The organism is Bifidobacterium eulemuris (genome assembly GCF_014898155.1).
In the GTDB taxonomy this organism is placed as follows: Bacteria; Actinomycetota; Actinomycetes; order Actinomycetales; family Bifidobacteriaceae; genus Bifidobacterium; species Bifidobacterium eulemuris.
In genome coordinates, this window is the sequence record NZ_CP062938.1 from 221,266 (window position 1) to 238,416 (window position 17,151).

Below are 17,151 nucleotides of genomic sequence, written 5' to 3' on the forward strand. Positions count from 1 at the left end.
GAGGGTTTTGGGGAATTAGGTTTGGTTTTGTTAGCGGATAGCTCCGGCGGGAGAAAACCCACCGGGCTTTCTCTTGATTCGCCTCGCGCGGACTGAGATAAGGTCAGTCCGCGCGAGGCGCGCTCAGACTGTGCTTACTCTTCCTTCGCTGCTGGCGCGCTCAGGAAGTGCTCCTCGCTGGGGAGGACGGCGTTGAGGATCACGGCCACCACGAAGGCGACGGCGATGCAGTTCGAAGCGAAGATCGACTGGAACAGGGCCGGGAAGTTCACGAAGATGTCGCTCACCTGCGTGAAGCCGATGCCGATGGTCAGCGAAAGCGCCGCGATGGTGATGTTGCGCTGCGTGTAGCCCGCTTCGGAGATCATCTGGAAGCCTGAAAGGATGATGTTGCCGAACATCATGATCGTGCAACCGCCGAGCACGGACTGCGGCAGCGAGTTGAACACTTCGGCGATGGCCGGCACGAAGCTCGCCACGATCAGAATCACGCCGCCGGAGAGGATCACCTTGCGGTTGACGACCTTGGTCATGGCCACGAGACCGATGTTCTGCGCGAAGGAGGTCAGCGGCAGGCAGCCGAACAGACCGGAGACGGAGGAGATCAGACCATCGCCCGCGATCGCGCCCGCGGTCTCCTTCTCCGTGGGCAGGCGGTTCAGGCCCACCTTGGTCAGCGCGGCCGTATCGCCCAGCACCTCGACCGAGGAGACAACGTACAGCAGACCCAGCGAAATGATCGCGCCCCAATCGAATTCGGGCTTGAACGGCATGAACTGCGGCACGGAGACGATGGCGAGATCGGTAAAGCCGGAGAAATCGACCTTGCCCATGAAGATCGCCACCACATAGCCCACCACCAGACCGAACAGTACGGACAGCTGCTTGGCGGTGCCCTTCATGAGTAGCTGGAACGCGAGGCAAGCCACCAGAGAGATCAGACCGAGCGTGAGGTTCTGCCACGAACCGAAGTCCTCGGCGCCGTCGCCGCCGCCGAAGGAAGTCGCGCCCACGGTCAGCAGGGAGAAGCCGATCGAGGTGACCACGATGGCCGAGACGATCGGCGGCACGAAACGACGCCAATACTTGGCGGTCAGGCCCAACACCAATTCGAGGAGGCCGCCGACCATCACGGCGCCGACGACCGCGCCATAGCCCTTGTCGGCGCAGATGGCGACCGCGGCGGCCACATAGGTGAACGAGATGCCGGTCACCATCGGCAGGCGTGAGCCGATGCGCCACGCGCCATACAACTGCAGGCAGGTGCCCAGACCCGCGACCAGCAGGCCGGCCTGGATGATGGTCGCGGATTGCGCGTCCGTCATATTCGCCGCGGAAGCGACGATGAAAATCGGGGCGAGGTTCGCGACGAACATCGCCATCACGTGCTGCAGGCCGAACGGAATGCCTTTCCAGAACGACACGGGGGCGTCGAGGGAGGTCAGCGCCTCCATCGAGATGCCGGACTTCTTCTTCTCTTCAGACATGGGTTCCTCTCTGGGATTCATTGGTGGATGTGACGTATGCGTTTTACGTCAGAGATGCTTCGACTCCGTTGCGCTCCGCTCAGCATGACGACAACGAATCGTCATGCTGAGCGAAGCCGCAGGCGGAGTCGAAGCATCTCAAAGTGCGTTTATGTGGGAATCGTCGTTCAGCGGAACTCGATATGACCGGTCTCGGGATCCATGGATTCGACGATGGCCAGCGAATCGACGTCGTAGCCCTCCTCACGCAGCTTGTCGCCGCCGCCCTGGAATCCCTTCTCCACGGCGATGCCGATGCCCTCGACGCTCGCATCCGCCGCCTCGCACAGCGCGATCAGACCGCGCAGCGCCTTGCCGTTGGCCAGGAAGTCGTCGATAAGCAGCACGCGATCGCCCGCCTCGAGATACTTCTTCGAGACGATCACCGGGAACTCCTTCTGTTTGGTGAAGGAATACACGGTGGTGGTGTACTGGTCGCCGTCCAGATTGATCGACTGCGCCTTTTTGGCGAACACGACCGGCACGTTGCCGAAATGACGCGCGGCCATACAGGCGATGCCGATGCCCGACGCCTCGATGGTGAGGATCTTGGTGATCTGCTTGCCGGCGAAATGCTCGGCCCATGCGGCGCCCATCTGGTCGAACAGGGAGACGTCGCACTGGTGGTTAAGGAAGGCGTCGACCTTCAGCACGTTGCCCGGTTTGACCGTTCCGTCCTGACGGATTCGCTCTTCGAGTTCCTTCATGAACAAACACTCCTCGTATGGTGATGCAAACGGTAATGGGTAAACCATACGCCCCATAGTTGACTCGCGGGCGCACATGCGACGTGCGCGTCGGGAGCCGTTCTGACCCGACGGTGTGATAGACATGATGGGCGCATACGCATCGTCCCGACGCATGACGGACCGGCGGAGGGAACGGACGGTTTGGATAGCAGGAGGAGCACCAGTGCAGCAGGATCCCGATGTCATCGCACGCACCGCCGAGGAACTCGTGGGCGACCTCAATCCGCAGCAGGGCGAGGCCGTGCAATACCAAGGCCCGGCGCTGTTAATCGGCGCGGGCGCGGGTTCGGGCAAAACCCGCGTGCTCACCCGCCGCATCGCCTGGATCCTCAGCCAATTCGGCGCATGGCCCAGCCAGATCCTCGCCATCACCTTCACCAACAAAGCCGCCGCCGAAATGCGCGAACGCCTCGCCACCCTGATCGGGCCGGTCGCCCAACGCATGTGGGTGTCGACCTTCCATTCGGCCTGCGTGCGCATCCTGCGCCGCGACGGCCAGTCCATCGGACTCAAATCGGGCTTCTCCATCTACGATTCCGCCGATTCGGAACGCCTGATCAAAATCATCGCCACCGAATTCAATCTGGACGTCAAGCGCTACACCCCACGCTCCATCCTGGGCAAGATCTCCGACCTGAAGAACAATCTGACCGGATGGCAGGAATACCTCGCCGTGCACGCCCCGGACTTCACGCCCGGCCAACGCGGCTACCAGTTCGGCCACGCCGGCGATCTGGAGGCCATCCACGCGGTCCTCTACGCCGAATACGAGCATCGTCTGGGATTGGCCAACGCCGTCGACTTCGACGACCTGATCGGCCGTACCGTCGAACTGCTGCGCAAGGACCCGCAGGTGGCCGACTATTACCACCACCGTTTCCGCTACATCCTCGTCGACGAGTATCAGGACACCAACCACGCCCAATACGTGCTGGTGCGCGAACTCGCCGGAGTGGACGCGCGCGAATCCGCGGACGCCACGCCCGGCGGCAACGGACGGTTCGCCGGCAAAACCGGCCCCGCGTGGATCACCGTCGTGGGCGACTCCGACCAGTCCATCTACGCCTTCCGCGGCGCCGACATCCGCAACATCCAGGACTTCGAGCAGGACTTCCCCAACGCGAAAACCATCATGCTCGAACAGAACTACCGCTCCACGCAAACCATCCTCGACGCGGCCAACGCCGTCATCACCAACAACGAGGGACGCAAACCGAAGAAACTGTGGACAGCCATGGGCAAAGGCGAGCCGATCGTGGGCTACGCGGCCGACAACGCGCAGCAGGAGGCCGTATGGGTGGCGGGCGAGATCGCGCGCCTGCACGCCGAGGAAGGCATCGCCTACTCCGACATGGCCATTATGTACCGCGCCAACGCGCAGTCGCGCTCGCTGGAAGAGGCACTGATCAACGGGGGAGAGCCCTACCAGCTGGTCGGCGGCACGAAGTTCTACGAACGCAGGGAGGTCAAGGACGCGCTGGCCTATCTGCAGGCGCTCGTCAACCCCGACGACGACGTGAACCTGCGCCGCATTCTCAACGTGCCCAAGCGCGGACTCGGCGACCGGGCCGAGGCCATTCTGCTCGCCTATGCGCGCGAGCACGGTGCCAGCTTCTTCTACGCGCTGATGCATGTGGACGAGATCCAGGACATGCCCACGCGCACCGCCAACCAGTTGCGGGCCTTCCGCGACCTGATGGCCTCGCTTTCGCAGTTCACCCGCGCGCATGACGCCAAACCCAGCGAGGTCGTGGCCGAAGTGCTCGACAAGTCGGGTCTGCGCGCCGACTTGGAGAAGTCCGTCGATCCACAGGACGCCTCGCGCCTGGAGAACCTCTCCCAGCTGCAATCCACGGCGGCGGAATTCGAGCAGAAAACCCCGGACGCCACGCTGGCGGGCTTTCTGGAGACCACGGCGCTGGTGGCCGATTCCGACCAGCTGCCCGACGAGGGCGAGGATTCCGGCAAGGTCACGCTGATGACCCTGCACACCGCGAAGGGCCTGGAATACCCGGTGGTGTTCCTCACCGGCATGGAGCAGGGCACCTTCCCTCATTCGCGCGCCATGGAGGATATCAGCGAATTGTCCGAGGAACGCCGTCTCGCCTACGTGGGCATCACGCGCGCCAAGCGGCGACTGTATGTGACGCGCGCGGCCGTGCGCTCCCAGTGGGGGCAGGCCAGCGACATGATGCCCAGCCAGTTCCTCGATGAGATTCCCGACGAGCTGATCGACTGGAAGCGGCGCGAGGCCGGCGTGGAGCGTATGCGCGGCGCGTGGGGACGCGACGAGTTCGACGATGATTTCGGAGGCTGGGACGACGACTTCTCCTCCGGAGCGACCTTCGGCGGCTCCGGCTCCTCGTATGGTTCGTCCTATGGCTCGTCATACGGGTCGGGTTCCCGATACGGTTCGTCGTATGGTTCGGGATCGTCATCGTATGGCTCCGGCTCGCGATACGGCGGCTCCAGCCGTTCCGGCTCCGGCTCGTATGGAGGCTCGTCGTATGGTTCCGGCTCGAACGGCCGTTCCTACGGATCGGGTTCCGGCTCGCGTTCGTATGGGTCCTCCGGTTCCCGATACGGTTCCGGTTCGGGCTCGTCCTATGGTTCCGGACGCTTGGGTTCCGGCTCCTCGTATGGCGGTACGCGCGGCGGCAAGGTGACCACGCGCCGCGTCGCTCCGAAGTCCGGCGGTTCGTCCGCGCAGCCTGTGTCTTCGCTGGATAAGGACAACCAGCTGAACATCGCCGATTTTTCAATCGGTGACAAGGTGACGCACGACAAGTTCGGCCTCGGCACCGTCGTCGACCTGCAGGACAAGGGCCGCAATTCGGTGATCACCGTCGACTTCGGCTCCGCCGGCACCAAACGTCTCATGCTTCGCGTAGCACCGATCGAAAAACTCTAAGAGTTTGCCGTTACCACAGACCGGCATGCAAATCAAGTCTTGATTTTCTTGATGTTCGGCTGCATAATCTCGAAGGTTTATGCAACTGATGAGAGGACATCATGAAGAACAAGCTGATCGCATCCCTGCCCGCCATCATCCTCGGCGCGCTGACCGCCATCGCCCCGCAGACCTTCGCGCACGCCTGCGCCGGCCATGACGTTCCCGGCGCCTGCCATTACTCGGCGCTGGCGGCCAGCGGCGTCGGCGTCGTCATCGCCCTGCTCGGCGTGGCCTCCCTGTTCGTCGGCACGCGCGAACGCATCGGACTGAACATCGCCGTCGTGATCAACGCGCTGCTGGTGCTCGCCATCCCCACCGTGCTGATCGGCGTATGCCAGGGAGCGATGATGCACTGCCGTATGGTGATGCTGCCCACGCTGATGGTTCTCGGCGCGCTCACCATCGTGTTCGCCGCCATCGCCCTGGTCATGGACGCGAAGTCCACCAACGCCGCCGCCACGCGGGTGCGCTGACCGACATGCCGCACATCACCTTGGGCAGGCTGCCCTTCGAGAATCTCAAACGCAAACCGTTCCGCACGGCCGCGTTGTTGGTGATCGTCACCATGCTCTCCGCCACGTTCTTCGGCGGCGCGATGCTGGCATTGAACCTCAACGCAGGCCTTGACAGCATGCAGAAGCGTCTGGGTGCCGACCTCATGGTGGTGCCGCAGAACACCGGCGCCAAAGCCGAGGCGCTGCTCACCAGCTCCACCTCCAGCACCTTCTATTTCACCAACGACATCGACTCATTGGTGAGCAAAGCCGACGGCATCGCGCAATCCACCGTGCAGACGTACATCTCCTCGCTCACCGCCGACTGCTGCGACGAACAGGTGCAGATCATCGGATTCAATCCCGCCACCGACTTCGTCATCGAACCGTGGATCACCTCGGAATACGACCAGACGTTGGAGACGGGCCAGGTGATCGCCGGCGCGAACATCAACGTGTCCACGTCCGGCACCATCAAACTCTACGACCACGAGTTCCCGGTGGCCGCGCAACTGGCCACCACCGGCACCAGCCTCGACAATTCCGTCTTCGTCAATCAGGAGACGATCCCGCGCATCGTGGGATATTCGGCCCAAGTGGGACATCCCGCGATTCCCGAGGAATACGCCGACACGGCCGTCTCCGCCGTGCTGATCAAAGTGGCCGACGGATATTCGGCCGAACAGGTGGCCGACAACATCACCGAGGCCTCCGGACTCGACGGCCTGGGATACGTGTATCCGGGCGGCATCACCGCCACCACGAAGACGAATCTGAGCGCGATCGTCGGCTACGTCGCCCTGTTCCTCGCGGCCTTCTGGGTGATGGGCGTGGTCGTGCTGCTCGCCGTGTTCTCCTCGTCCACCAACGAACGCAAACGCGAATTCGCGTCGCTGCGCATCATGGGGGCGACCCGCGGCACGCTGGTGGGGCTGATCGTCAAGGAATCCGCCTTGCTGGGACTTATCGGCGGCTTGATCGGCATCGCGCTCGCCTCGCTGGTGATCTTCCCGTTCAGCACGCTGATCGGCCGCCAGCTGCAACTGCCGTACCTACAGGTCGGCGTGCCTACCACGCTTGGCCTGATGGCGGCCGGACTTGTGTTCGCCGTGGTCACCGGCATGATCGCTTCGGTGGCGTCCGCCTACCGTTTGTCGAAACCGGAGACCTATCTCATGCTCAGGGAGGGGGAGTGACGCGCATGATCGAACTCGTACCCTTCGGTTATCCCGAATATAGAGAAGAGGAGGCGAAGCGATGACGCAGATGGACCAGACGCGCGCGACGGCCTCAGCCACAACGATGCAGGATCACGAAACGCCTTTACTTGCGATACACGATCTGACCCGCGAATTCAAACGCCGAGGTGAGGCCTTCGCCGCCGTCGACCATGTGGATCTCACCGTGGACGCCGGCGAATTCATCGCGATCGTCGGACGTTCCGGCAACGGCAAAAGCACGCTGCTCAATCTCATCACCGGATTATTGAAGCCCACCAGCGGTTCGGTGACATTGGACGGGCGTGACGTGGCCTCGCTTTCCGACCGTGAGATCTCGGCCCTGCGCAACACGGTCATCGGATTCGTGCCGCAGAGCCATACGCTGCTCGGCAACCTCACCGTGCTCGACAATGTGATCCTGCCCGCCGTGCTGGGTGGCGGAGGCAAGGCTCCGGTGGGAAGAGATCCCTCGACTGCGCTCGGGATGACGGATGATGATGGTTCTCTCGTCATTCCGAGCGAAGCCGAGGAATCCTTTGCCAAGACGGGGGATGGTTCCTCCGTCATTCCGAGCGAAGTCGAGGAATTTTCCGAAACGCAGGTCGATCCGGACATGCCCGACGTTATTGCGCCGATGCACGCCGCCGAATCCCACGCAAGCGAAGCCGACCCTCTGGTCGACCGTGCGACGGAGTTGCTCACCCGCCTGGGCGTGGCCGATCTGTCCGCCTGCTATCCGAAGGAACTCTCCGGAGGCGAGATGCGGCGCGTCTCCATCGCCCGCGCGCTGATGAACGATCCCAAACTGCTGATCGCCGACGAACCGACCGGCGATCTCGACGCGGAAAGCACCGCCATCGTCATGCATCTGCTGCGCGAAACCGCGGACCGGGGCACCGCCGTGCTCATGGTCACGCACGATCCCGACGCGCTGGCCTACGTCGACCGCCGCTATCGCATGGACCGGGGCGCTCTTGTGCTGGAGCGGTCGGTATGAGATCCCTCGACTTCGCTCAGGATGACGGATAGAGGCGCTGTCATCCCGAGTGGTTCTTCCGTCGTCATGGGTGTTTTTCCCGTCATCCCGAACATGACTACCCGTCATCTTGAGCGTACCTACCCGTCATCCCGAGCGTACCTACCCGTCATCCCGAGCGAAGCCGAGGGATCCCAGTGCCGCTTGTCACGAGGCGCGGGTACTATGTTCACTTTGGTGTGTCCCATCAGGGACGCACTGTCTGGAGCCTTAGCCCATCAACGGGTCGGCGGCCCGAATCCGTAAGGAGACGGGCCGTTCGTGAGCGATCACGACGAAGCGTTGGAGAGGCCGGCTCAGCGTGGGGAACCACCCAAGGAATCCCGCGTTCCGTTCAGACAACGACAGAAAGAATAGGAATATCATGACGAACGTTCAGCGTTCCCGCCGTCAGGTGCGTCTTTCCCGCGCCCTGGGCATCGCACTGACCCCCAAGGCTCAGCGCATCTTCGAGAAGCGTCCGTACGCCCCCGGCGAGCACGGCCGCACCCGCCGCCGCACCGAGTCCGATTACGCGGTGCGTCTGCGCGAGAAGCAGCGTCTGCGCGCCCAGTACGGCGTCTCCGAGAAGCAGCTGCGCGCCTCCTACGAGAAGGCGACCCGCACCGCCGGCCAGACCGGTAACGCCATGCTGCAGGATCTCGAGGTCCGCCTCGACAACCTGGTGCTGCGCTCCGGCTTCGCCCGCACGACCGCCCAGGCCCGTCAGTTCGTGGTGCACCGTCACATCCTCGTCGACGGCAACATCGTGGACCGCCCGTCCTACCGCGTCAAGCCCGGCCAGACCATCCAGGTGAAGGCCAAGAGCCAGACCATGGTGCCGTTCCAGATCGCCGCCGAAGGCGTGCATCGCGACGTGCTGCCCCAGGTTCCCGGCTATCTCGACGTGAACCTCGCCTCCCTGAAGGCCACCCTGACCCGCAAGCCGGAAGCCGAAGAGGTGCCGGTGCAGGTCAACATCCAGTACGTGGTCGAATTCTACGCTCGCTGATTTTCAGCGAACCCATCCTTTAGGACATACCGGGCGATGCCCCGTGGCCGAATGTGGCCGCGGGGCATCGTTCGTTGTGGTCGGGGTCGCACGGGCCGACGTCCCGGACCGTCCCGTGCGACCCATAAATCCCGCCGAAACGCACATATTCCCGAGGAATCGCCGTTATTCCGCCGATTCACGCTGTTACACGATGTTCGGTTCCTGTTCGGAAAAGTCGCACGGAAACGATTGCGACTCCCCGTCGTGCGCGTACACTGGGAGGCATGATTCTTCATCTGCACCTCGTCCGGCATGGACAGACCTATTTCAACCGATACAACCGCCTGCAGGGCTGGTCGAATTCTCCTCTGACGGAAGCGGGGCTCGCCGACGCCGTCACGGCGGGGGAGAAGCTCAAGGGGATCGACTTCGCCGCCGCCTACTGCTCGGACACCACACGCGCGCAGATGACCGCCGAACGCATCCTCGACATCAACGAGGCGGCCGGCCACACACGTCCCACGCTTGTCTCGGACATGCACTTCCGTGAACAATGCTACGGCTATTACGAAGGCCAGGATATGGCGATGGCCTGGTACGCGGCCGGCGCGCCGCACGGCGCGAAAACCTACAACGAGATCGTCTCGAAATTCGGACTCGCCGCCACACGCGACTTCCTCAAAGAGGCCGACCCCTTCCACGACGCGGAATCCGATGAGGAGTACTGGACCCGCGTCGAAGGCGCGTTCGCGCTGATCGCCGCGAATCCCGCGCTCAAGGACGGCGACGACGTGCTGCAGATCAGCCACGGCAACACGCTGCTCAGCCTCGCCCACCGCTTCGGCGGCGACGATTTGGATCTGAGCGAACGCCCCGCCAACGGTTCGGTCACCGTGCTCGATTTCGACACCGACAAACCCTTCGCCGAAGCGATCACCATCACCGCATACAACCGGTGACGGTTCGCGAGTCGCGCCTATTGATTAGTCTGGTGCGGTATTGTGTACGGAAGAGTATGCCGAGCATAAGCAGGAAAGAGGTTCAAGATGGCTGTAGGAGAGATCGCAGGTCTGATCGCGGCGATCGTGTTCGCGATTCTCGCCGGGTTCATGATCTACCCGCTGATCCGTCTGGGCAAGCTGTTCGACCAGATCGCCGACACCGTCAAGCAGTCCGGCGAACACGCCATTCCCGCGCTTGACGAGTCCGTGACCACGGTGCGTCAGGTCAACAAATCGCTGGAGGACGTGAACAAGATCTCCGCGGCCGCATCCACCACGGCGAACAACGTCGGCGCTCTCACCGACCTGTACGGATCCTTCCTCGGCAAGCCGGTGATCAAGGCGGCATCCGCTGCGTACGCGCTGAAAAGCACCGCCCAATCCTTCCTTGCCAAGCAGAGCACCGACCAAGGGGAGAAGTGATGTTCAAACGACTGTTCTGGATCGGAATCGGCGTGGCCGTCGGCGTGATGGCCGTCACCAAAGCGCAAGCCTACGTCAAGGCGCACACCCCCGACAATGCGCGTCAGTTCCTGCTCGGTCCCGATCCCGAGAACGTGACGATGAAAACGCTGGAAGGCCTGATCGCCGAATTCAACGCCACGCGTCGAGCCCGCGAGGCTGAACTCAACCGGCAATACGCGGACCGCGCCCGCTGAACACCATAGGCGCGACTGTTTTCGACGTTTCAACGGCCTCGTCGGCCACCTGTAATTCCTTAAATGAAGGGCCAGCACGCCCGCACACCACAACCCACAAGGAGCATGGCACCACAATGCGCACTTCTGAAATCGCGAAGCGCTACCTTGACTATTTCGAGAAGCACGACCATCTCGTCGTGCCGTCGGCGTCCCTGATCTCGCCGAACCCGACCACCCTGTTCACCATCGCCGGCATGGTGCCGTTCATCCCCTACCTGATGGGCGAGCAGACCGCCCCGTACCCGCGCATGGCCTCGAACCAGAAGTGCGTGCGCACGCTGGATATCGACGAGGTGGGCAAAACCACCCGCCACGGCACCTTCTTCCAGATGATTGGCAACTTCTCCTTCGGCGACTACTTCAAGGAGGAGGCCATCCACTACGCGTGGGAGCTGCTGACCCTGCCGGTCGAGCAGGGCGGCTACGGACTCGCCCCCGAAAAGCTGTGGATGACCACCTTCACCGACGACGAGGAAGCCCGCGCCATGTGGCGCAACGAAGGCGTCGACCCCGAGCATATCCAGATCATGGGCATGGAGGACAACTTCTGGACCACCGGCGGCCCCGGCCCCGGCGGCCCCTGCTCCGAGATCTACGTGGACCGCGGCCCCGAATACGGCGTCGAAGGCGGCCCGATCGCGGACGAGAACCGCTACATCGAGATCTGGGACCTCGTGTTCGAAAACTATGAGGTCGACAACGTCAAATCCAAAACCGACCTGCATATCGTGGGCGAGCTGGAGAACAAGAACATCGACACCGGCGCCGGCCTGGAACGACTGGCCTACCTGCTGCAGGGCAAGCAGAACATCTATGAGACCGACGAGGTCTACCCGGTGATCGAGGCGGCCGAACGCCTGTCCGGCCACAAGTACGGCAAGGACGCCGACGCCGACGTACGCTTCCGCGTGGTCGCCGACCATGTGCGCTCCGCCCTGATGATCATGAGCGACGGCGTGCGCCCGAGCAACGTCGGCCGCGGCTACGTGCTGCGCCGCCTGCTGCGCCGCGTCGTGCGTTCGATGCGCATGCTCGGTGTGACCGATCCGGTGCTGCCCAGCCTGTTCCCGGTCTCCAAGGCCGCGATGGAAGCCAGCTACCCCGAACTCAACGACACCTTCCACGATGTGACCGAAGCCGCCTACGGCGAGGAGGACACCTTCCTGCGCACGCTGGAGAACGGCACCACCATCCTCGACGTGGCCGTGAGGAAGGCCAAGGAGGCCGGCGAGGAGACCGTGTCCGGCAAGGACGCGTTCACCCTGCACGACACCTACGGCTTCCCGATCGAGCTGACCCTCGAGATGGCCGCCGAACAGGGCGTGAAGGTCGACGAGGCGAAGTTCCGCGAGCTGATGGCCGAGCAGAAGGGCCGCGCCCGCGCCGACGCGCTCAAGAAGCGTCATAATGTGGACCTGTCCGTCTACGACGATTTCAAGAAGACGCTCGCCAAGCCGATCGACTTCCTCGGATACACCGACTTCTCCGCCCGCGGCACGGTGCTCGGCATCATGCAGGAGGGCAAGGGCTCCGTGCCCGCGGTCACCGCTCCGGCGACCGTCGAGGTGATCCTCGACCGCACGCCGTTCTACGCTGAGGCCGGTGGCCAGCTCGCCGACCAAGGCGAGATTCTCTCCGATGACGGCGCGGTGCTCGAGGTCGACGACGTGCAGAAGCCCATCAAGGACCTCATCGTCCATCAGTGCCGCCTGACCGAAGGCACGCTGGTGGTGGGTACGCAGGTCAACGCCAACATCGATCTGAACCGCCGCGGCGCCATCGCCCGCTCGCACACCGCCACGCACATGGTGCACAAGGCGCTGCGTGAGGAGCTCGGCCCGCAGGCCACCCAGCGCGGCTCCGAGGACGCCCCGAACCGTCTGCGCTTCGACTTCCAGTGGTCCAAGGCGCCGGCCAAGACGGTGATCAGCGCCGTCGAGGAGCGCGTGAACGACCGTCTGCGCGACAATCTGGCCGTCACCACCAACGAGATGAAGTTCGACGACGCCATCGCGCTCGGTGCCATGCACCTGTTCGGCGAGAAGTACGGCGATATCGTGCGCGTCGTGTCCATCGGTGAGGACGGCTGGAGCCGCGAGCTGTGCGGCGGCACCCACGTTGATCATGTCGGCAAGATCGGCGCGGTCAACATCATGTCCGAAGCCTCGATCGGCTCCGGCGTGCGTCGTGTGGACGCGCTGGTGGGTCAGAGCGCCTACGAATACAATGCGCGTGAGCATGCGCTCGTCTCGCAGCTGAGCGACAAGCTCAACGCGCGTCCGGACGAGCTTGCCGACCGTGTGAACACGCTGCTCGCCAAGCTCAAGGAATCCGACCGCCGTCTGGCCTCCATGTACGAGTCCCAACTGGCCGCGTCCGTGCCGGAACTGGTGACGGCCGCCAAAAACACGAACCATGCGGTCAAGGTCGCGGCGAAGAACGTCGGACATTTCGGATCCTTCGACGCGCTGCGCAAGACGGTGCTCGACGTGCGCGGCCGCCTCGGCGAGGATGCTCCCGTGGTGGTGGCCCTCGCCGGCGTGAGCGAGGACGACAAGCCCATGGTGGCGGTCGCCACCAATGATTCCGCCCGCAAGCTCGGCATCAAGGCCGGCGATCTGGTGCGCGGCGCGTCCAAGATTCTCGGCGGCGGTGGCGGCGGCAAGCCGGACTTCGCCCAGGGCGGCGGCGCCGACGCGACGAAGATCGACGAGGCGCTGGAGGCGCTGTCCTCCGAGGTGGCGAAGGCCTGACCGACAAGCCTATGGTGTGGTTAGGCGTTGATCTGGGGAACGCACGGGTCGGACTCGCATTGTCCGACCCGGAGCTCACCCTTGCCCATCCGGCGGGCAACATCGCCGTGTACGGCGACTCCTTCTTCGCGCTGGAGGATGTGTGCGCGCTGATCGAGGACGAACATGTCGACCATGTGGTCGTGGGCCTTCCCCTGCAGATGGACGGCACGGAAGGCAAAAGCGCGAAAAAAGCCCGCCGATGGGCGGATAATCTCACCAAGCGCCTGAATCTGCTGGTGGACGACGAACAGTCGCCGCTTCAGAAGGTTCCGCAGGTATCATTGGTGGATGAACGGCTGACGACCGTCAGTGCGCACCGTCTGCTTCTCGACGCGTCGGTTCGCACGAACAGGCACAGGCCCGTCGTCGACCAACAGTCTGCTGTGGTGATATTGCAGACAGCACTTGACGGTGCGAGAGAGATGTAAGGAGGCGATCGATGTCCGATAGCTTCAACGATTTTTTCGACGAGAACACGCAATGGGTTGATCCCAATGGCTCCTCCGTCGGCGCGGAGCCTCCGCGTCCACCGAGATCACGCAAGGAGATGCGCCAACGTCGTGAGAAGCGTGCACGCAAGCGCGTGATGCGTGTGATCATCGTCATCGTGGTGCTGGCGCTGCTGGCTGCCGGCGGCTTCTTCGGATACCGTGCGCTGCTCTCCTGGAGCGCCGCCCGCAACGCGGAGCAAGCGCAGTCCGCGATTCAGGATTATCCAGGGCCAGGCGGCGAAGAAGTGACGTTCACCGTGCAGCAGGGTGAGGGCGCGTCCCAGATCGCCGAAAACCTCGCCGCAGCGGATATCATCAAGTCCGCGGCGGCATTCACCACCGTGGTGGCCGCGAACGATCTGACGCTATATCCCGGAACCTACACGCTGCGATTGCAGATGGCCGCCGCAGACGCGGCGAATATTCTTTCCGACCAGAACAACGCCAGCGGCTTCCTTGAAGTGCTCCCCGGCGACCGCGTCTCCGCGGTGATCGCCAATGCCGTGCTGCTGACGGACTACAGCGAAAGCGATTTCGAAAGCGTAGTCGATGGCGGCGGAGACGGCATTCTGCCATCCGAGGCCGAAGGCAGCTTCGAAGGTTGGCTGGAACCCGGCACCTACGACGTGCAGAACAAAACCGTCGCCGAAATCCTGCAGGAGATGGTCGATGCCCGCATCGCCAAACTCGACGATCTGGGCGTCGCCGCCGACCAACGCCAACGCGTGCTCAAAATCGCCTCCATCGCCGAAGCCGAAGTGAATCGCGAGGAGTACTACGGCAAGGTCACGCGTGTGATCGAGAACCGTCTCGAAATCGGCATGAATCTGGGCATGGACACCTCGTTGGCCTACGGTTTGGGCAAAAGCGCCAGCGAAATCACCGACGCGGATATCGCCGACACCTCGAACCTGTACAACCTGCACAACCACGAGGGACTGCCGCCCACGCCGATCAGCAATCCGGGAGACAACGCCATCGAAGCGGCGATCAGTCCCGAAGAAGGCGATTGGCTGTATTTCGTGACGGTCGACCTCTCCACCGGAGAAACCAAGTTCGTCTCCACCGAAGACGAATTCTGGCAGATTCGCGACGAATACAAGAGCAACAACGAGAACGCCAACTGACATGCGCTGAAGGCGAATCGCATACGGCTCGGAACCGACTGGCTCGGCTCCGAGCCGCTTTCGTTGTTCTTGGACGTTCGCGGAAGAGATTCCTCTTGCGGAAGAGATTCCTCGACTTCGCTGCGCTCCGCTCGGAATGACAGGGGGTATTACGCTTTGCTCCGCTCGGGATGACAAGAGGTGGTTTGCTTGGGGTGACAAGAGGTGGTTTGCTTGGGATGACGGGGATTGCGGTTGATTTAAATGACGGAGGGTGGGTATTGCGGTTTGCGCGGAATGACGGGCCGGTGCGAATGCCGAAACCCGTCATCCTGAGCGGAGCCGCCAGGCGAAGTCGAAGGATCTCAACCCCATATGGCGGCGCATGCCACGGCGACAACCGCGGCGACGACGATTACCGGCACGAACGGCACCTTGCCGCGGTACGGCGTGTGCCGTTGCGGGTCGAATCGCAGCCATCCCGCCATCCACAGCAGGCCGAACGCCCCCATCGCCAGCCACCAGACCACCACGGCGAACAAGCCGAACATTCCCACGGCCAGTCCAATCGCGAATGTGCAGGTCACATCCCCGAATCCCAACGCTCCCGGCCGAATCAGCGCCAGCACACCCTGCACCGCCGCGCACAGCAGCGCGAACAGCAGCGACTGCACTATCACGAATGCGTTGTTCTCGGCCACCGCCACCACGATGATGGCGAGCAGCTGCGCGAGTGAACCCGCCGCGACCCATGCGCGCGGCACCCGACGATGGCGCACGTCTTCGACGCACAACGCCAGTCCACATAGAAGACTCGGCAGACACGCAAGGTATGACATACCGGTAGGATAGTCCGAAGTTACCCATCGGATAAAGGAGAAGGCATGTTGCGCTGGCAGACCGCGGGAGAATCACACGGCGAGGCGTTGGTCGCGATGATCGAGGGAGTGCCAGCGGGCGTGCGCGTCAACACGGCTGATATCGTCGGCGCACTGGCCCGCCGCCGCCTGGGCTACGGCCGCGGCGCGCGTATGAAATTCGAGCAGGACCAGGTGCGGCTGCTCACCGGCGTGCGTCACGGCGTGACCATCGGCGGTCCCATCGCCATCGAAATCGGCAATACCGAATGGCCCAAGTGGACCGAAGTGATGAGCGCCGACCCGCTCGACCATGAGCTGGAACGCGAGGGCCGCAATGCGCCGCTCAGCCGTCCCCGCCCCGGGCATGCGGACCTGACCGGTATGCGCAAATACGGCTTCGATGACGCGCGCCCCGTGCTGGAACGCTCCAGCGCGCGCGAAACCGCCTCCCGTGTGGCCTTGGGTGAAGTAGCACGCCAGTTCCTCGAGCAGACGCTGGGCGTGACCACCGCCTCGCATGTGCTGTCCATCGGAGGAGCCGGCATCACCGACCCCACCGAGGCGATGTTGCCCACCGCGGACGATGTTCAGGCTCTGGACGCCTCGCCCGTGCGCACCTTGGATAAGGACGCCGAAGCCCGTATGATCGCACGGATTGACGAGGCGAAGGAATCTGCCGACACCTTGGGCGGCGTGGTCGAGGTCATCGCCTACGGCATGCCAGCCGGCGTGGGCACCTATGTGGAATCCGACCGACGTTTGGACGCGGCGTTGGCCGCCGCGCTGATGGGCATCCAGGCCATCAAGGGCGTGGAGATCGGCGACGGCTTCCTCGAAGCCATGCGTCCCGGATCCCAGGCGCATGACGAGATGGTGCCGGGGGAACATGGCGGCATCGAACGCGTGACCAACCGCGCAGGCGGCATCGAAGGCGGCATGTCCAACGGGCAGCCGATTCGCGTGCGCGCCGCGATGAAGCCGATTCCCTCCATCCCCAAGGCCCTGCGCACCGTGGACGTGCTCACCGGCGAGGCCGCGCAGGCCATCAACCAGCGTTCCGACTCCACTGCAGTGCCGGCCGCAGCCGTGGTCGCCGAAGCGATGGTGCGACTCACGCTCGCCAAGTACGCGCTCGAGAAGTTCGGCGGCGACAGCGTCGAGGAGACCCGTCGCAATATGGAAGGCTATATCGCCTCCTGGCCCGAGCATATGCGCTGACTCGAGGCGGGCGAACCCATGCCGAGAC

General features: G+C 63.4%; 15 protein-coding genes. 12 read left to right on the plus strand and 3 right to left on the minus strand.

Annotated elements, in window-relative coordinates; all coding sequences use genetic code 11:
• Positions 1-134 precede the first annotated feature (134 nt).
• A complete protein-coding gene (locus tag BE0216_RS01015; RefSeq protein ID WP_094636316.1) occupies positions 135-1,487 on the minus strand; it encodes a nucleobase:cation symporter-2 family protein in 1,353 nt (450 codons plus the stop codon).
• A gap of 167 nt (positions 1,488-1,654) precedes the next feature.
• Complete coding sequence (locus tag BE0216_RS01020; protein WP_094636315.1) at positions 1,655-2,233, minus strand: xanthine phosphoribosyltransferase; 579 nt, start codon at positions 2,231-2,233, stop codon at positions 1,655-1,657.
• Between the two features lie 205 nt (positions 2,234-2,438).
• Here BE0216_RS01020 and BE0216_RS01025 point away from each other — a divergent pair, with 205 nt between their 5' ends.
• The 11 genes from BE0216_RS01025 (at position 2,439) to mltG (ending at position 15,066) form a co-directional block, all read left to right on the plus strand.
• Positions 2,439-5,186 (plus strand): ATP-dependent helicase, encoded by a 2,748-nt coding sequence (locus tag BE0216_RS01025; protein WP_094636314.1) that lies wholly within the window; start codon positions 2,439-2,441, stop codon positions 5,184-5,186.
• A gap of 101 nt (positions 5,187-5,287) precedes the next feature.
• The gene (locus BE0216_RS01030; protein WP_094636313.1) at positions 5,288-5,701 is read left to right on the plus strand and encodes a DUF4418 family protein; all 414 of its coding nucleotides are present in this window, start codon (positions 5,288-5,290) and stop codon (positions 5,699-5,701) included.
• Between the two features lie 5 nt (positions 5,702-5,706).
• On the plus strand, positions 5,707-6,918 hold the full coding sequence (locus tag BE0216_RS01035; RefSeq protein ID WP_094636312.1) for an ABC transporter permease: 1,212 nt from the start codon (positions 5,707-5,709) through the stop codon (positions 6,916-6,918).
• A 70-nt stretch (positions 6,919-6,988) separates the two neighbouring features.
• Positions 6,989-7,939 (plus strand): ABC transporter ATP-binding protein, encoded by a 951-nt coding sequence (locus BE0216_RS01040; RefSeq protein ID WP_404801817.1) that lies wholly within the window; start codon positions 6,989-6,991, stop codon positions 7,937-7,939.
• Between the two features lie 403 nt (positions 7,940-8,342).
• The gene (rpsD, locus tag BE0216_RS01045) at positions 8,343-8,969 is read left to right on the plus strand and encodes a 30S ribosomal protein S4 (protein WP_094636311.1); all 627 of its coding nucleotides are present in this window, start codon (positions 8,343-8,345) and stop codon (positions 8,967-8,969) included.
• Positions 8,970-9,235: 266 nt separating this feature from the next.
• Entirely contained in the window at positions 9,236-9,910 is a 675-nt protein-coding gene (locus tag BE0216_RS01050) for a histidine phosphatase family protein (protein ID WP_094636310.1), read from the plus strand.
• Between the two features lie 87 nt (positions 9,911-9,997).
• The gene (locus tag BE0216_RS01055) at positions 9,998-10,375 is read left to right on the plus strand and encodes a DUF948 domain-containing protein (protein ID WP_072726703.1); all 378 of its coding nucleotides are present in this window, start codon (positions 9,998-10,000) and stop codon (positions 10,373-10,375) included.
• Entirely contained in the window at positions 10,375-10,611 is a 237-nt protein-coding gene (locus BE0216_RS01060; RefSeq protein ID WP_094636309.1) for a hypothetical protein, read from the plus strand. The genes BE0216_RS01055 and BE0216_RS01060 overlap by 1 nt, the downstream gene beginning before the upstream one ends.
• A 116-nt stretch (positions 10,612-10,727) precedes the next feature.
• On the plus strand, positions 10,728-13,406 hold the full coding sequence (alaS, locus tag BE0216_RS01065) for an alanine--tRNA ligase (RefSeq protein ID WP_094636308.1): 2,679 nt from the start codon (positions 10,728-10,730) through the stop codon (positions 13,404-13,406).
• A gap of 11 nt (positions 13,407-13,417) precedes the next feature.
• Positions 13,418-13,876: a Holliday junction resolvase RuvX gene (ruvX, locus tag BE0216_RS01070; protein WP_094636307.1), complete on the plus strand. Its 459-nt coding sequence runs from the start codon at positions 13,418-13,420 to the stop codon at positions 13,874-13,876.
• 11 nt (positions 13,877-13,887) lie between these two features.
• On the plus strand, positions 13,888-15,066 hold the full coding sequence (gene mltG, locus BE0216_RS01075) for an endolytic transglycosylase MltG (RefSeq protein WP_094636306.1): 1,179 nt from the start codon (positions 13,888-13,890) through the stop codon (positions 15,064-15,066).
• A 344-nt stretch (positions 15,067-15,410) separates the two neighbouring features.
• On the opposite strand, the gene BE0216_RS01080 is transcribed toward mltG, so the two are convergent.
• A complete protein-coding gene (locus tag BE0216_RS01080) occupies positions 15,411-15,884 on the minus strand; it encodes a prepilin peptidase (protein WP_094636305.1) in 474 nt (157 codons plus the stop codon).
• Between the two features lie 45 nt (positions 15,885-15,929).
• Here BE0216_RS01080 and aroC point away from each other — a divergent pair, with 45 nt between their 5' ends.
• Positions 15,930-17,123: a chorismate synthase gene (gene aroC, locus BE0216_RS01085; protein ID WP_094636304.1), complete on the plus strand. Its 1,194-nt coding sequence runs from the start codon at positions 15,930-15,932 to the stop codon at positions 17,121-17,123.
• The last annotated feature ends 28 nt before the right edge of the window (positions 17,124-17,151 follow it).

Bases quoted from the DNA above. Each gene is read 5' to 3' on its own strand.
- BE0216_RS01015 (WP_094636316.1), bottom strand. From the start codon at position 1,487: ATGTCTGAAGAGAAGAAGAAGTCCGGCATCTCGATGGAGGCGCTGACC.
- BE0216_RS01020 (WP_094636315.1), bottom strand. From the start codon at position 2,233: ATGAAGGAACTCGAAGAGCGAATCCGTCAGGACGGAACGGTCAAACCG.
- BE0216_RS01030 (WP_094636313.1), top strand. From the start codon at position 5,288: ATGAAGAACAAGCTGATCGCATCCCTGCCCGCCATCATCCTCGGCGCG.
- BE0216_RS01035 (WP_094636312.1), top strand. From the start codon at position 5,707: ATGCCGCACATCACCTTGGGCAGGCTGCCCTTCGAGAATCTCAAACGC.
- BE0216_RS01040 (WP_404801817.1), top strand. From the start codon at position 6,989: ATGGACCAGACGCGCGCGACGGCCTCAGCCACAACGATGCAGGATCAC.
- rpsD (WP_094636311.1), top strand. From the start codon at position 8,343: ATGACGAACGTTCAGCGTTCCCGCCGTCAGGTGCGTCTTTCCCGCGCC.
- BE0216_RS01050 (WP_094636310.1), top strand. From the start codon at position 9,236: ATGATTCTTCATCTGCACCTCGTCCGGCATGGACAGACCTATTTCAAC.
- BE0216_RS01055 (WP_072726703.1), top strand. From the start codon at position 9,998: ATGGCTGTAGGAGAGATCGCAGGTCTGATCGCGGCGATCGTGTTCGCG.
- BE0216_RS01060 (WP_094636309.1), top strand. From the start codon at position 10,375: ATGTTCAAACGACTGTTCTGGATCGGAATCGGCGTGGCCGTCGGCGTG.
- alaS (WP_094636308.1), top strand. From the start codon at position 10,728: ATGCGCACTTCTGAAATCGCGAAGCGCTACCTTGACTATTTCGAGAAG.
- ruvX (WP_094636307.1), top strand. From the start codon at position 13,418: ATGGTGTGGTTAGGCGTTGATCTGGGGAACGCACGGGTCGGACTCGCA.
- mltG (WP_094636306.1), top strand. From the start codon at position 13,888: ATGTCCGATAGCTTCAACGATTTTTTCGACGAGAACACGCAATGGGTT.
- BE0216_RS01080 (WP_094636305.1), bottom strand. From the start codon at position 15,884: ATGTCATACCTTGCGTGTCTGCCGAGTCTTCTATGTGGACTGGCGTTG.
- aroC (WP_094636304.1), top strand. From the start codon at position 15,930: ATGTTGCGCTGGCAGACCGCGGGAGAATCACACGGCGAGGCGTTGGTC.